Source organism: Desulfoluna sp., from assembly GCF_030145185.1.
Classification (GTDB): Bacteria; Desulfobacterota; Desulfobacteria; order Desulfobacterales; family Desulfolunaceae; genus Desulfoluna.
Genome location: NZ_JAQYWB010000106.1, coordinates 1 through 12,783, shown reverse-complemented (window position 1 = coordinate 12,783; position 12,783 = coordinate 1). Strand labels below are relative to the sequence as shown.

Here is a 12,783-nt window from a genome sequence, read left to right as displayed (position 1 = left end):
TCACCCTTTCCTGCTCGCTTTTCTCACCCTTCGGGCGAGCCGAGTACACCCATCTTCTGCGTTATCAGAGCTTTGAGGTAAACCACTACATCTGCAGCTCTGATGCCTTGAATATGGATGCACTCAACTCGTGAAATATCCGGGCTAATGCCCCGTCCAACTCTTCATCTGCCAAAGGTAACAAACCCTGGTCACCCCCGTATTTTTGATTGCATTGCGAATGCGCAGCCGTTGAAGAGGGTCAAGTTGTTCGACGGTAACACCCACCACCGGCATGGCTGATGGATCCATCAACCCCATGGTGGACTGACGTTGAACGAATTCATGGGGGTAGAAGGGAATCGCCTCCGGTGTTCCATCCTGTTTTAATCGACGGCGTTGAATCAGGCCATCTGAGGTCGAAACCAATTGTTTGGATTTAGGCACGGTAATTCGCGCAATACCAATACCTTCAACCTCGTTGCGTTCCACCCTGACAGCGATTGATGGATTGGTCTTATTGGCAATCAAGGCAGGCAGGCCGCAATATTTTGATGATTAATATGCAAGCCGGTCACGGTGCCGTCATCTTCAACACCGAGTAGCAAAGTTCCTCCATCTGTATTCGCAAGAGAAACCACGGCTGCAATAAGCTCACGATCCGGCAAACATCTGGCATCACTTTTGAACTCCAAATCAAGGTTTTCGCCCCGCTGGATTAGTAGCAAGATTTCATTATCATATGCGCTCATTCGCGACTCCTACGTCTGACTTCGTTTACCTTGGGAGTGACACCACACACTGGGTGACGAGTAGTCACATGCCATAGATGAGAACAAGGAACACATAGCAAGATCATTTATAGAATACCATCATCCCAAAGCACTGTGAAGTGCCTACCCCGGTGCAAAGGAAATAGATATTTAATGGGGACGGGAATTCAATAATCCAACGACTTCAATGCATTTGCATCGCTGCCCGCACGCTATTCACGAGGAGCTTTCTTCTCTGTCTGTTTTTCGTTATGATCGCATCATCATTTTAAAATATTCGGACATCAGCGACTTAACATGGAGCCATCACTATGACTGACATCCAAAAAACCTACACGTACACCTTGAAACTTTACCTGGCGACGGTGGAAGAACCCGTCTTTGTCAACCTGCGGGAAAAAGAGAAGGACCGCTTTACCTCCATCCTCTCCCTCTTCGGAGAAGATGGGGATTCTTCTGGATTTTTTGTGTCTGATACCATCGACGGGAAATGCATCGGAGTCAATATCCAGCTTATCCAGGCGGTCAACATCTTATGGGAGCCCACGGTGACCTTAGATGACCTGACGCATTACGACGGCCCCATTCGGCTTCTTCTTAAAAATCGCGCCGAGGCCATCGAAACGGACACCGAGACCCCGGATGAGCTGCATGAATTTTTCACCATGATTGACCTTGGGCCAGAGGTTTCGGGATTTTTTGCAGGATTTACCGATCTGGACGGAGAAGAATTGCTGATCAACACAGACGAGTTGGTGTACATCGAAGCGCCCTCCTCCTTGATTGACGAGGGGTGGGAGATAATCACAGAAAACGATGAGATCATGAGTGATGAGCTGAAAAGTGATGGGATAGATTCATAGGGAGATCAAAAACCGGTCAGGGCTACGCCCCTTTGATTTTTGGTTTTCTGTGGGCCTGGAAAGTCCAAACGGCACGCAACAATCTCCGGTTTACTGAAAAACCGACCTGATCGTCGTCCAGAACTCGCCATACATTCCGGATGAATTCAACTGCAAATAGCCGTGTACAAAACGCTCAAACTCATCCTGCGTTAAGGAATCATCAAGAAACGGAGAGAGTGCATTCGCCCTTAATGCGATGAGCTTGGAAATATTCAGACCCAGTCTTTGGATCGTCATGATCGCAGCCGTATCATTGGAATCTGCTGCTTGGACGTGGCCATTTCCAGCAAACGAAAATCGTCCTTCACAGGAGGCATCAACAGGTGAAACCAAAAGGTCTTCATCGAACCAATTCCCTTTCAAGTTCCCACAATGACGGGGCTCTCCTTTCTTTACATGATTCTGGCATGAACAGAGCATGTTGGAAAAATCGAGGGGATCGACGGCCGGGTCACTCTGGGGCTGAAAGTGCTCAATGTGAGAATCTTTATCGGTCAACCGCCGTTCGCAATAACAACAGATCCATCCCTGCTCCACCATCAACGCCGTCTTAACCGCCTTTTTCGCAGGCCCACTTAATCCAGCATAATCGGGGTGCCAGTCTTCACTTGCCAGCCCTTTCCACGCCTCAAAGGCCTGTGGCTCTATGCCCTTGACAATATGCTTCATTTGCCGATCAGCTCCTTGCGCTGAATGAGCACCCTGGCCCTAACCAGATCAGGATCCTCTCCAATCAACTCTCTGAGACGTTCAATCGCCACTTTTGCCTCACCAAATGAGTTCTGATCAATCAATGAAAAGATATGGCGAATTCCAGCATCAACGGGATCTGGCCGAGTTGTTTCAAGCCCCATCAAGTCTTCGAGAACACGATCCACATTTTTTCCATAGGACTCTGAAGGACGACTTACAGAGACCCCTTCCCCGAGATCCTGAGTCAATAAAAAAAGACTCTCAACACGGACATGAGTTATGACATGGGGTGAATGGGTCGAAATCAAAAACTGACACCGAGGAAAAACCTCCTGAAGCTTAGGAATCACCATACGTTGCCATCGGGGGTGCAGGTGAAGGTCGATTTCATCTATAAGTATAACCCCCTCCCCTTCCAACGGATTCTGTTCACTCGGATTGGCGATGGCCAAACGCCTTGCCAAATCTCCAATCATAGCCATCAGGCACTTTTCACCGTCAGAAAGCTGATCCACGGTTAATTGTTGCCCCTCTTTAACCACTTCCATTCGAAGGGGATTACGCCTGACCGTTAAATTGGAAAAATCCGGCATAAAGCACATCAAAGCGTTTCGGACGGCGTCCAATTGAGGGTCTGGAAACTGAAATCCCTCCGGCTTAAACAGTTCGCCGCAATACTTCCTGTTCTCGTTTTCCAGGTCTTCACGCTCTCTAAACCACTCAAAAAATGTACGAAAATTCGCACCACTTGTCAGGGAGTCATCATAGGTGGCGAGCAAATCAAATCGATGTTTTCCGCGTATACGCAAGGGAATATCCAACACAGCCCGGTTTACCGGATAATAAACAAAAACAGGCAGCTGAACTTTTTCAGAGACATCTTCAATTTGCTTTTGAAGCCACCTTGCAAGGTGATTCACCCCATCAAGAGTGCTTCTCTCGTCAGGTCGTCTATGCCCCCGGCGGGATTTTACCAGTTTCCATTGAGCCTCCTCACCATTGGCTCGGCAAGTCATCTCAAGCTTCGATACTGACCGGCTGTTTTGAATGTCTGTCTCGGTAATGGGGCGCCCTGATGCATTGGCACTTTTTGTACGATTCACCAGCCAGGAGAGTAAAATTGCTGCGGCATCAAGAAGACTCGACTTACCCGCTCCATTTGCACCCACAAAAACATTCAGATCCTTATGCAGATCCAGCGACAGGGCCGTCGCCCCCCTGAAATTAGCCAGTGTCATCTGCCTGATATTCATTGTATTTGCCTTAATCAATGGATAGAATCATATGCTACATTCTTCGGCCATACCACCCAAACCCGGTTACAAGCCAAAGAGACAAAAAAACGCAGATTAGAAAACGATGAATGCTTGGCATAATACCTCAACAGGCAAAAAAAAGAAACCGCCTGAGCCATAGGAATGAGTATCCATTTCATGACAATTTACCCATATTTTCGATTTGATATCCACAAGGCATCATCTGACATACCTGTCTACCTCACACGTATTAATTCAGGCTTCAAAAAATCATAACCGGTACATCCCAACCCAGCCCGGATATTTCATGAAAAACCGGGACACAAAATGTTATTTACGGTTTTCTGTTCGGTTTTCTCACCCTTCGGGCCAAGAAAGGCGCAAGACATGAGGACACAAAAAGTTTCAATGGATGATACGTATGATGGCGATTAGAAATGTTTTACAGCAAAGGCTCTGCCGGAGTGGGATTTGAGGTAGGTTTCGAAGGCGATGGCTTTGGCTTTGGATTTTTTTTGGGGGGGGGAAGGTTAAAAATGACGTCTGGCAAACTCCCGGCCTGAACCTGTTTTGAGATACGCTTCAAAGGCCACGGCCTTCTCCCTGCTTCGAAAAGAAACAGCCGTCTCAATCTTCCAGGGCCGGTATTTCGACGTATGATGACAAGCGCCTTCATTATGTTTTAGCAGGCGAGCCTTCAGGTCCTCGGTGAGGACCCGTGTAATGGCGATCGGGTACACTGCTGTGCCTTGCTAAAAATGTTTAGCTGCAAAGGCTCTTCCAGAATGGGATTTAAGATAATGTTCGAAGGCGAAGGCTTTAGATTTAGTGGGAAAGGCAATGGCGATTTCAATTTTCCATGGCCGGTACTTTGAAGTGTGGGAAACCTTTCCTTCATTGTGAGATTTCAACCGATTCCGGATGTCCGACGTTATTCCAGTATAAAACCGCCCCGATTCAAACTCACTTTGCAACATGTACACATAATAAAAATCCAACGTCGCCTCCGTCAGCCGTTAATCGGCTATTCGGTTTAATATTTGAGTATTTACGTGGAGAACATATGTGTGGTGAGAGATGCCGAAAAAAATCACAAAGCTGGCAGGCTTCGGCCTCGCTGGCGCTCGGGCGAATTTTGACTGGCTTGCCGGGGCGTAGCTTGAGCGCTGGTTGTGTCGTGAAATTGGTTAGCCCGGCTTCGCACTTCGTGCTATGCCGCGGCAGGCTTCGGCCTCGCTGGCGCTCGGGCGAATTTTGACTGGCTTGCCGGGGCGTAGCTTGAGCGCTGGTTGTGTCGTGAAATTGGTTGGGCCCGGCTTCGCACTTCGTGCTACGCCGCGGCAGGCTTCGGCCTCGCTGGCGCTCGGGCGAAGCCTGGTGGAGGCGGCGGGAATCGAACCCGCGTCCTGAAATAATTCCCCGTAAGACATCTACACTCATAGTCAGCATATCAATACGGTCGGATTTTACCTGCTGTCTCGGTCCTCCGATCGTCCCCTAATAGCATTAATTTCGGTTCCGGACGCCGCCAGGTGGTGGAATACCAGGCTTCCGGTCCCTATCACATTAAAGTTGCGCCACCTTGACCTTAAGTGAGAAGGCCAGATGACGTGCCTCCCGAGAGAGACAGTGTTGCGGGTTCACTGCAATTAAGCAGCTACCGCATATGCGTAGTCGTCAGCAATTATGTTGTGATCGATTATTAACGAGGCCAACGATCATCCTCGGAGTGCAGTCAAACAGCTCTCATATCCCAGTCGAACCCAGGACGCCCCCATATAAATGGCTTCACAAGAGATGTGACCTATCTGAACCAAAACGAGGTGGGAGGTTCAGAACAAACGTAAAGTAATGCATCCGACATGACCTGTCAATGGCCTTACGTGATCTAAAGTGCCACCTGGCCTGTCGAACACATAAAATCATCTTTTCACACCCGATCAATCTGAATAATCTCTCTGCTTGTTCATGCGGTTGACCTCGAGCTTGGCGTCCCGCTCTTTCATGGTCTGGCGCTTGTCGTAGAGCTTCTTGCCGCGGCCGACCCCCACCTTCATCTTGATACGGTTTCCTTTAATATAAAGGCTCAAAGGGATCAGAGAGCACCCTTTGATATTCATCATGTCGGAGATTTTTCCAATCTCCTTCTTGTTCAGAAGCAGCTTTCTCGGGCGCAGCGGGTCGTGGTTGGAATGAAAGGAAAAAGGGTACTGGCTGATGCTCATCTGATAAACGAAGAGCTCCCCGTTTTCAGCGATCTTGCAATGGGCTTCCTTCAGGTTCACGGCGCCGTCTCGCAGAGATTTCACTTCTGAGCCCACCAGCACCAGCCCGGCCTCGTACTGGTCGATAATTTCATAATTATACCGCGCCTTCTTGTTATTGGCGATGGTTCGGGTGGTTTTTTCTGCCATATCAATACCCCTTACTCACTTACAATGGTTTGGCCCACATCTAAAAACGAGGCCCTTTAAAAAAACCGGCGACCGCAAGGCGGCACCGGCTCTTTCATACTCGGTTTTTTAAGACCCGTAAACAAAACGGATCAGGTCCTGGGGGTTCCGTTCTCGTTCTCTTCGGGATAGACAAAGGACTCCATCATGGAGGTCACCCCACTGATAGAGGTCTCCTCAAGGATCTTGGCCGCAAACTTTCGGGCCTCGGAAAAGCTCAATCCCCGGAGCATCTCCTTCACCACGGGAAGGGACTGGGGGGTCATGGAGAGTTCGCCGAGTTCCAGCCCCAGAAGAATCGGCATGTTCGCCGGCTCCGAGGCCATCTCCCCGCAAATGCAGACCCGAACATCATGTTTTTTACCCACCTCCACCACCTGTTTGATCATACGCAGGACCGCCGGATGAAGCGAGTTGTAGAGATGTGCCACCTTCCGATTACCCCGATCAATGGCCAGGGTGTACTGGGTGAGATCGTTGGTGCCGATGCTGAAGAAATCCACTTCTTCGGCCAGACGTTCCGCCATCACCACGGCCGAGGGGACCTCGATCATAATCCCGATCTCAAAATTCTCGCTGTAGGGAATCCCTTCGGCTTCAAGCTGAGAGGCGGCCTCCTTGAGCAACTTTTTAGCCTCCAGGACCTCTTCCACCCCGGAGATCATGGGAAACATCACCCGCACGTTGCCAAAGGCGGCGGCCCGTAAAACCGCCCGAAGCTGGGTCATAAACACATCGGGACGCTGAAGGCAGAATCGAATGGCCCGAAGCCCCAGCGCCGGGTTCTCTTCGTCATTATCCCGGACGTAAGCCAGAGCCTTGTCGCCGTTGATGTCAAGGGTTCGGATCACCACCGATTCAGGGAAAATCAGTTCTGCCACTTCCCGATACTGCTCGTAGAGTTCGTCTTCCGTGGGAAAATGGGAACGGCTGAGATACTGAAATTCGGTGCGAAAAAGACCAATCCCCTCCCCACCGTTATCCATGACCGAAACGATCTCTTCGGCCAGCTCGATGTTGCCCATGAGCTTGATGGTGACCCCGTCCATGGTGGTGGCGGGAATCTTGCTCCGGCGTTTGATGTTGGCGCGTCGCAGCTCATAGCGGTGTTTCTTCGCTTCGTACTCGAGCAGGGTCTCATCCGACGGATCGATGATCACAAGCCCGTCGTTGCCGTCTACAATGATGATGTCATCGTTTTTGACCAGGGCCGACACGTTGCCAAGCCCCATAACGGAAGGAAGCTCCAGAGTCCGGGCGATGATGCTCGTATGAGAGGTTTTGCCCCCTCGATCGGTGATAAACCCTTTGACACGCTCCAGCTGGATACGGCTGGTATCCGCCGGGGTCAAATCTTTAGCCACAAGCACCACACGCTTGTCGATGTTGCCGATATTGACCGCTTCAACCCCCACCAGATTCATCATGATGCGGTCGGAGACCTGAACAATATCGTCTACCCGCCCTTGGAGATAAGGATCGGCAATGTCCAAAAACATCGCCTTGGCACGGGTGGCCACTTTTTTTAACGCCCACTCTGCGTTGATGCACTCCTCTCGGATGGCATCGATGGCCCGCTCATAAAGCATCTTATCTTTGAAAAGAGCAAGGTGGGACTCCAGAATGGTCAAATGATGGTGAAGCTCCTCGGGAAGCTCTTCGATCACCTCGATCAGCTCGTCTTCGGCCTTTTTTACCGCCGACTTGAAACGATTCACCTCTTCGCGAATGCTGTCGGGAGGGACATTGTATTTCTCCACAACGTCCACACCTTCTCGATCCACAAGATAGGCCTGCCCGATACAGATACCCGGTGAGCCACTGATGCCCTTTAAAACTGTCTCTAAACCTTTATCTTCCATGGGTAACGATCTGCTTTTCTTTGTATATCATGACCGCGCACCAAGGGTGCCGGTTCACATGCATTAACTGAGCCTTACGGCGCCTGCTGTTATCGGTCGTTCTACTTGGGTGACCCAAGATCACTCATCAGCCTCGATGAGATCAAAAATTCTGTCCAGGACAGGCCGGTCGGAAGCGTCGTCCACTCCGATTTCTATTTCAACACCCCGGGAGCACCCCAGGGTCAAGATATCAATGATGCTCGTGGCATCGGCCTTCTCCCCGTCCCGGACAAGCCACACCTCTCCCACCGCATCGGCTGCGGCCTTGGCAATCATGGCGGCAGGCCTGGCGTGGATACCCAATTCACTTTTTACCGTTGTTTTTCTTGAAATTGCTTTGATATGACTTACCTTCAGAAACTTGATGCATAACAGTCCGGTCTCCCGGCCAACAAAAAATACCGGATATTATTAGCACAACGCATCTTCTTGTGTCAATCCGAAAACACTGATATTATGTTGGATTAAAAATAAACACAAGTGGTTGGCTTTATCTGGACATCTAACAAAAGTAAGAATTGGGTACAGGAGGCTGATCCCATGAAGCAGTCGGTCACCATTTACGGCAAAGAGGCGTGCCCATTCACCCGCGCTGCCGTCGATGCCATGAAAGAGAGAGGCGACGACGTGATTTATATCGACGTCCTCAAATCCCCTGAAATGCTCGAAAAAATGCTCTCCCACTCCGACGGAGGACGAAAAATCCCTGTGATTGTAACGGGCGACAGCGTCACCATCGGATGGCAAGGGAAGTGCTGACGGGCCTGATCCGTCCCCGGCAGGTTGCCGGAAAGCACGCATCTTTTTCACATTGCCGGGCCCACGGCCCCAGCCCCTTCTGGATCCACCAGTTGAGCGGAAGTGGAGTCACATCGAATGAGGAGTTATGCCATGAAAAACCAATACGTCATCGAAGAGTTCAAGCTTGAAGAGTCCTGGAGACTGTTCCGCATCATCGGCGAATTTGTGGAAGGAGTGGACAGACTCCACGACCTCGGCCCCGCTGTCAGTATCTTCGGCTCCGCCCGCACCAAACCTGGGTCCCCTTACTATGAGAAAGCCCGCGAAATTGCCGCCCTCATGGTAGAAAACGGCTACAACGTCATCACCGGTGGCGGCGGAGGCATCATGGAAGCCGCCAACCGAGGCGCCACCGAAGCGGGGGGCAAATCCGTCGGACTCAACATCAACCTGCCCTTTGAGCAGAAGCCCAACCCCTACTCAAATATCAATATCGAATTCAACTATTTCTTCATCCGAAAAGTGATGTTCGTCAAATACGCTTCGGCCTATGTGATCATGCCCGGCGGCTTCGGCACCATGGACGAACTCTTTGAAGCGGTCACCCTGATCCAGACCCATCGCGTCATGCCCCTGCCCCTCATCCTCTTCGGCACAGAGTACTGGAGCGGTCTCATCGACTGGATCAAAGCCCGCATGCTGGAAGAGGGGACCATCAGCGAAGGGGACCTTGATATTATCAAGCTCACCGACGATCCCGATGAAATTATCAAATTCGTCAAGGCCAGTAAAAAAGACTGATTCCAGTGATGACACACCGACACAACAAACGGTGCGGCGTTCCGTGCCGTTTGTTGTGAGACACTTGTGACGCACCGCACCAAAAACAAGAGACACCTCATAGCAGGCCCCTCCGGCTTCAGATAAAGGCAGCTTACCCCCATGCAAACCACACACGCTATCCATTTTCATACCGCCACAGACCTGAAGGAAACACCGGATGCCAGTATCAACCTCGTGGTCACCTCCCCGCCCTACCCCATGATCGCCATGTGGGACGAGATTCTCTCAGAAGCAGATCCGGCCGTGGCCCGTGCCCTCGCCGAAGAACGGGGCATGGACGCCTTTGAAGGCATGCACCACCTGCTGGACAGGGTCTGGACCGAGTTGGCCCGGGTGGTCAAAGAGAGCGGTTTCGTTGCCATCAACATGGGAGACGCCACCCGCACCATCGGGGGAGAATTCGCCATTTACCCCAACCATTCACGCATCACCATGGCGATGATTCAGCGGGGCTTCACCCCCCTGCCTGAGATTCTCTGGCGCAAAGTGAGCACCGCCCCCAACAAATTCATGGGCTCCGGCATGCTTCCTGCAGGAGCTTATGTCACCCAGGAACACGAATACATCCTCCTCTTCCGAAAAGGGGGAAAAAGGGTCTTTAAGAACGGCCCTCAAAAAGAGGACCGAAAGGCCTCGGCCATTTTCTGGGAAGAGAGAAACCGATGGTACTCAGACACCTGGAGCGATGTGTATGGCGTGCGGCAAGAGACAGGAGATAAAGCCTTGCGAAAAAGAAGCGCAGCCTACCCCCTGGAGCTTCCGCTGCGACTCATCCTCATGTACTCCGCTACAGGAGACACGGTCCTGGATCCCTTTGCCGGAACCGGCACCACCATGCAGGCGGCCCTGGCCACCGGACGAAACAGTGTCTCCTATGAGCTTGAAAGCGCCTTTTATCCGCTGTTTGAAGAACGGGCACACACCACCCCCGGCCTCTCCCACGAGATCTCACGATCCCGCCATGAAGCCCATCTGCGTTTCGTTGAAGAGAGGCTGGCGTCCGGAAAAACGATCAAACACACCCACTCCACCTGGGGAATTCCGATCATGACCCGCCAGGAAAAAGAGATGGCCCTTTCATTAACCCTGAACGTCGAGCGGACCGAGCGAGGGTTTTCCGCGGAGCACAGCACCTTTACTCCCGGCCAGGCGCCCCCGCCACCCAAACCGCTCTTCGAAGAAGAAGCGCAGGAAGAACAAAAAGCACCCAGTCAGATGACCTTATTTACCTGAAGACGTACCATGACCCACAGGCCCCAGGCCTGACCGAACCAGGAGGAAGCATGCTCATTTACCCCCATCACACAGGAGAACCCACCGATTATCCCACACGAAAAGATTTTTTCGTCTCCAAAGCCGGGACTGAGAAAGGTTCCGGTCTTTTTACCCGCCGCGCCTTCCGGAAAGGGGAGCTGATGGCCCGTTTCACCGGCGAAGTTCTGGATAAGGTGCGTCTCCACACCCTTCAAATCAGCCCCACCCAACACCTGCACGACCCCCATTTTGTCGGGTATCTCCTGCACTCCTGCGAACCCAACGTGGCGTTGGACATGAAGACACTCACCATGTGGGCTGTAAAGGAGATCGCTCCGGGCGAGGCCCTCACCATGGATTACACCTCCACGGAGGATGTCCTTTACCGACAGTTCCCCTGCCTCTGCGAGGCAAAAGACTGCCGCAAATGGATCACAGGCCGCCTGGAACCCATGAATCAGGAGGGCTGCGTCTACCTGCACACCCTGAACCGCCCCACCGCCAACGCGAAAATCTACGCCCATGCCTGAACCCGGAGCATCACCCTTCTGGTGGGAACGCGATCAGCTCCACTATGACAAGGGGCACCTCCGGTTTGCCGGAGAAAAAGTGCAGGCCATCGCCCGACGATTCGGAACCCCGACCTTTGTCTACAGCGCCTCCCGGATCCGGGAGAACCTCGCCCGTATCCGGGAAGCCCTTGAGACCATCGGCCGTCCCTACCGGCTGCACTATGCCATGAAAGCCAACCGGTTCGCCCCGATCCTCACCCTGATGGCAAATGAAAAACTCTGTGGGATCGACGCCTGCGCCCCCGAAGAGGTAATGCACGCCATGGGCTGCGGCTTTAAAGAATCCGATATCTCTTACACGGCCACCGCCGTCTCCAACAGCGATCTCGATACCCTGGTGCGTTTTAAAAAGCTGCATATCAACTGTGACGCCGTCAGCACCCTCCGGCGCCTGGGCCAGCGCGATCCGGGACGAGACATCGGCCTGCGCATCAACCCCGCCATGGGGGTGGGCTACGGGGAAAACGAGCTTCTTCACTACAGCGGAAATGCCACCACCAAATTCGGCATCTATCGGGAGCAGTTCGACGAAGCCCTGGAAACAGCTGCCAAACACCGCCTCTCCATCACCACCCTCCACCTCCACACCGGCTGCGGTTATTTAGGCAAACAACTGCCGGTGTGGGAACAGATCCTCACCGAGGCAAAAACCTTCGCCGACCGAATCCCCGGCCTGAAAACCATCAATTTGGGCGGAGGCCTCGGCGTCCCCCACACGTCCCGAGACACCCCCCTGGACCTCAAAGCGTGGGCCGCCGTCATAAAAAATGTCTTCGGAGACTCCGGACTCACCATCGAGATCGAACCCGGCGACTATATCGCCAAAGACGCGGGCCTCCTCATCCTCACCGCCAACACCGTCGAGACGCGCCAGACCACCCGCTATATCGGCGTGGACGGAGGCTTTAATCTCGCCGTCGAACCCGCCTTCTACCACCTCCCCTTCGAACCGGTGGCCGTCCGCCTCCGTCCGGGTGCACCCTGCCCCGTCACCGTGGCCGGAAACATCAACGAAGCCCTCGATATTTTCGCCGAAAATATCTGGCTCCCCCCCATCCAGGAAGAGGATGCCCTCGCCCTGATCAATGCCGGCGCCTACGCCTCGTCCATGAGCTCCAACCACTGCATGCGCGGTAAGTTCCGGGAAGTGCTCTTATTTTAAAAGCGTTCTTGGTGCCTGGGCATTCTCGCTCCCAGGCTCTGCCTGGGGGTGTCGGATGCAAGGCTCCGCCTTGGCGGTATGGGAAGCAGTAGCGTGGGGGTAAAATTCACAGGGCGCGGCGATTTCAAGCATGAAGGCAGAGCCTCCGAAAGGCATTCCCAGGCGGAGCCTGGGAACGAGAGAAAGACGAGAGGAAAGCGTTCTTCGTGCCTGGGCATTCTCGCTCCCAGGCTCTGCCTGGGGGTGTC

Annotated in this window: 15 protein-coding genes and 1 other RNA gene; 6 read left to right on the top strand and 10 right to left on the bottom strand. The window is 52.6% G+C overall.

Features of this window, described 5'->3' with window-relative positions:
• Positions 1–144 precede the first annotated feature (144 nt).
• Both Q1Q75_RS21175 and Q1Q75_RS21170 read right to left on the bottom strand, forming a co-directional pair.
• Positions 145–510: a hypothetical protein gene (locus Q1Q75_RS21175; protein ID WP_300674964.1), complete on the bottom strand. Its 366-nt coding sequence runs from the start codon at positions 508–510 to the stop codon at positions 145–147.
• Positions 507–731, bottom strand: a complete 225-nt coding sequence (locus tag Q1Q75_RS21170; RefSeq protein ID WP_300674963.1) for a helix-turn-helix domain-containing protein — start codon at positions 729–731, stop codon at positions 507–509. Before Q1Q75_RS21170 ends, Q1Q75_RS21175 begins: the two co-directional genes overlap by 4 nt.
• Positions 732–1,063: 332 nt before the next feature.
• On the opposite strand from Q1Q75_RS21170, the gene Q1Q75_RS21165 reads away from it, so the two are divergent.
• Positions 1,064–1,615: a hypothetical protein gene (locus tag Q1Q75_RS21165; protein ID WP_300674962.1), complete on the top strand. Its 552-nt coding sequence runs from the start codon at positions 1,064–1,066 to the stop codon at positions 1,613–1,615.
• Between the two features lie 90 nt (positions 1,616–1,705).
• On the opposite strand, the gene Q1Q75_RS21160 is transcribed toward Q1Q75_RS21165, so the two are convergent.
• The 8 genes from Q1Q75_RS21160 to Q1Q75_RS21135 form a co-directional block, all read right to left on the bottom strand.
• Positions 1,706–2,326, bottom strand: coding sequence for a retron system putative HNH endonuclease (locus tag Q1Q75_RS21160; RefSeq protein ID WP_300674961.1), 621 nt, complete (start codon positions 2,324–2,326; stop codon positions 1,706–1,708).
• Positions 2,323–3,603, bottom strand: a complete 1,281-nt coding sequence (locus tag Q1Q75_RS21155) for an AAA family ATPase (RefSeq protein ID WP_300674960.1) — start codon at positions 3,601–3,603, stop codon at positions 2,323–2,325. The genes Q1Q75_RS21160 and Q1Q75_RS21155 overlap by 4 nt, the downstream gene beginning before the upstream one ends.
• Positions 3,604–4,136: 533 nt before the next feature.
• Positions 4,137–4,346: a GIY-YIG nuclease family protein gene (locus Q1Q75_RS22675; protein WP_366945279.1), complete on the bottom strand. Its 210-nt coding sequence runs from the start codon at positions 4,344–4,346 to the stop codon at positions 4,137–4,139.
• A 12-nt stretch (positions 4,347–4,358) separates the two neighbouring features.
• Positions 4,359–4,583 carry a GIY-YIG nuclease family protein gene (locus Q1Q75_RS22670; protein WP_366945280.1) on the bottom strand — a complete coding sequence of 75 codons (225 nt, stop codon included), beginning with the start codon at positions 4,581–4,583 and terminating at the stop codon, positions 4,359–4,361.
• A 398-nt stretch (positions 4,584–4,981) separates the two neighbouring features.
• Positions 4,982–5,382, bottom strand: a transfer-messenger RNA (tmRNA) gene (gene ssrA, locus Q1Q75_RS21150).
• A gap of 164 nt (positions 5,383–5,546) precedes the next feature.
• Positions 5,547–6,020 (bottom strand): SsrA-binding protein SmpB, encoded by a 474-nt coding sequence (smpB, locus tag Q1Q75_RS21145; protein ID WP_300674959.1) that lies wholly within the window; start codon positions 6,018–6,020, stop codon positions 5,547–5,549.
• Between the two features lie 131 nt (positions 6,021–6,151).
• The gene (gene ptsP, locus Q1Q75_RS21140) at positions 6,152–7,921 is read right to left on the bottom strand and encodes a phosphoenolpyruvate--protein phosphotransferase (RefSeq protein ID WP_300674958.1); all 1,770 of its coding nucleotides are present in this window, start codon (positions 7,919–7,921) and stop codon (positions 6,152–6,154) included.
• 120 nt (positions 7,922–8,041) lie between these two features.
• Positions 8,042–8,296 carry an HPr family phosphocarrier protein gene (locus Q1Q75_RS21135; RefSeq protein WP_300674965.1) on the bottom strand — a complete coding sequence of 85 codons (255 nt, stop codon included), beginning with the start codon at positions 8,294–8,296 and terminating at the stop codon, positions 8,042–8,044.
• Positions 8,297–8,503: 207 nt separating this feature from the next.
• Here Q1Q75_RS21135 and Q1Q75_RS21130 point away from each other — a divergent pair, with 207 nt between their 5' ends.
• The 5 genes from Q1Q75_RS21130 to Q1Q75_RS21110 all read left to right on the top strand — a co-directional run bounded on the left by Q1Q75_RS21130 (position 8,504) and on the right by Q1Q75_RS21110 (position 12,535).
• Complete coding sequence (locus Q1Q75_RS21130; RefSeq protein WP_300674957.1) at positions 8,504–8,722, top strand: UXX-star (seleno)protein family 1; 219 nt, start codon at positions 8,504–8,506, stop codon at positions 8,720–8,722.
• 132 nt (positions 8,723–8,854) lie between these two features.
• Positions 8,855–9,505, top strand: a complete 651-nt coding sequence (locus tag Q1Q75_RS21125; RefSeq protein WP_300674955.1) for a TIGR00730 family Rossman fold protein — start codon at positions 8,855–8,857, stop codon at positions 9,503–9,505.
• Between the two features lie 141 nt (positions 9,506–9,646).
• A complete protein-coding gene (locus Q1Q75_RS21120) occupies positions 9,647–10,780 on the top strand; it encodes a site-specific DNA-methyltransferase (protein WP_300674953.1) in 1,134 nt (377 codons plus the stop codon).
• A gap of 50 nt (positions 10,781–10,830) precedes the next feature.
• Positions 10,831–11,331 carry an SET domain-containing protein-lysine N-methyltransferase gene (locus tag Q1Q75_RS21115; protein WP_300674951.1) on the top strand — a complete coding sequence of 167 codons (501 nt, stop codon included), beginning with the start codon at positions 10,831–10,833 and terminating at the stop codon, positions 11,329–11,331.
• Positions 11,324–12,535, top strand: coding sequence for a diaminopimelate decarboxylase (locus tag Q1Q75_RS21110; RefSeq protein WP_300674949.1), 1,212 nt, complete (start codon positions 11,324–11,326; stop codon positions 12,533–12,535). Before Q1Q75_RS21115 ends, Q1Q75_RS21110 begins: the two co-directional genes overlap by 8 nt.
• Positions 12,536–12,783 lie beyond the last annotated feature (248 nt).

Excerpts from the sequence above, each read along its gene's own strand:
- ptsP (WP_300674958.1), bottom strand. The coding sequence starts at position 7,921 with ATGGAAGATAAAGGTTTAGAGACAGTTTTAAAGGGCATCAGTGGCTCA.
- Q1Q75_RS21160 (WP_300674961.1), bottom strand. The coding sequence starts at position 2,326 with ATGAAGCATATTGTCAAGGGCATAGAGCCACAGGCCTTTGAGGCGTGG.
- Q1Q75_RS21120 (WP_300674953.1), top strand. The coding sequence starts at position 9,647 with ATGCAAACCACACACGCTATCCATTTTCATACCGCCACAGACCTGAAG.
- Q1Q75_RS21110 (WP_300674949.1), top strand. The coding sequence starts at position 11,324 with ATGCCTGAACCCGGAGCATCACCCTTCTGGTGGGAACGCGATCAGCTC.
- Q1Q75_RS21165 (WP_300674962.1), top strand. The coding sequence starts at position 1,064 with ATGACTGACATCCAAAAAACCTACACGTACACCTTGAAACTTTACCTG.
- Q1Q75_RS21170 (WP_300674963.1), bottom strand. The coding sequence starts at position 731 with ATGAGCGCATATGATAATGAAATCTTGCTACTAATCCAGCGGGGCGAA.
- Q1Q75_RS21115 (WP_300674951.1), top strand. The coding sequence starts at position 10,831 with ATGCTCATTTACCCCCATCACACAGGAGAACCCACCGATTATCCCACA.
- Q1Q75_RS21125 (WP_300674955.1), top strand. The coding sequence starts at position 8,855 with ATGAAAAACCAATACGTCATCGAAGAGTTCAAGCTTGAAGAGTCCTGG.
- Q1Q75_RS21155 (WP_300674960.1), bottom strand. The coding sequence starts at position 3,603 with ATGAATATCAGGCAGATGACACTGGCTAATTTCAGGGGGGCGACGGCC.
- Q1Q75_RS21130 (WP_300674957.1), top strand. The coding sequence starts at position 8,504 with ATGAAGCAGTCGGTCACCATTTACGGCAAAGAGGCGTGCCCATTCACC.
- smpB (WP_300674959.1), bottom strand. The coding sequence starts at position 6,020 with ATGGCAGAAAAAACCACCCGAACCATCGCCAATAACAAGAAGGCGCGG.
- Q1Q75_RS22670 (WP_366945280.1), bottom strand. The coding sequence starts at position 4,583 with ATGTTGCAAAGTGAGTTTGAATCGGGGCGGTTTTATACTGGAATAACG.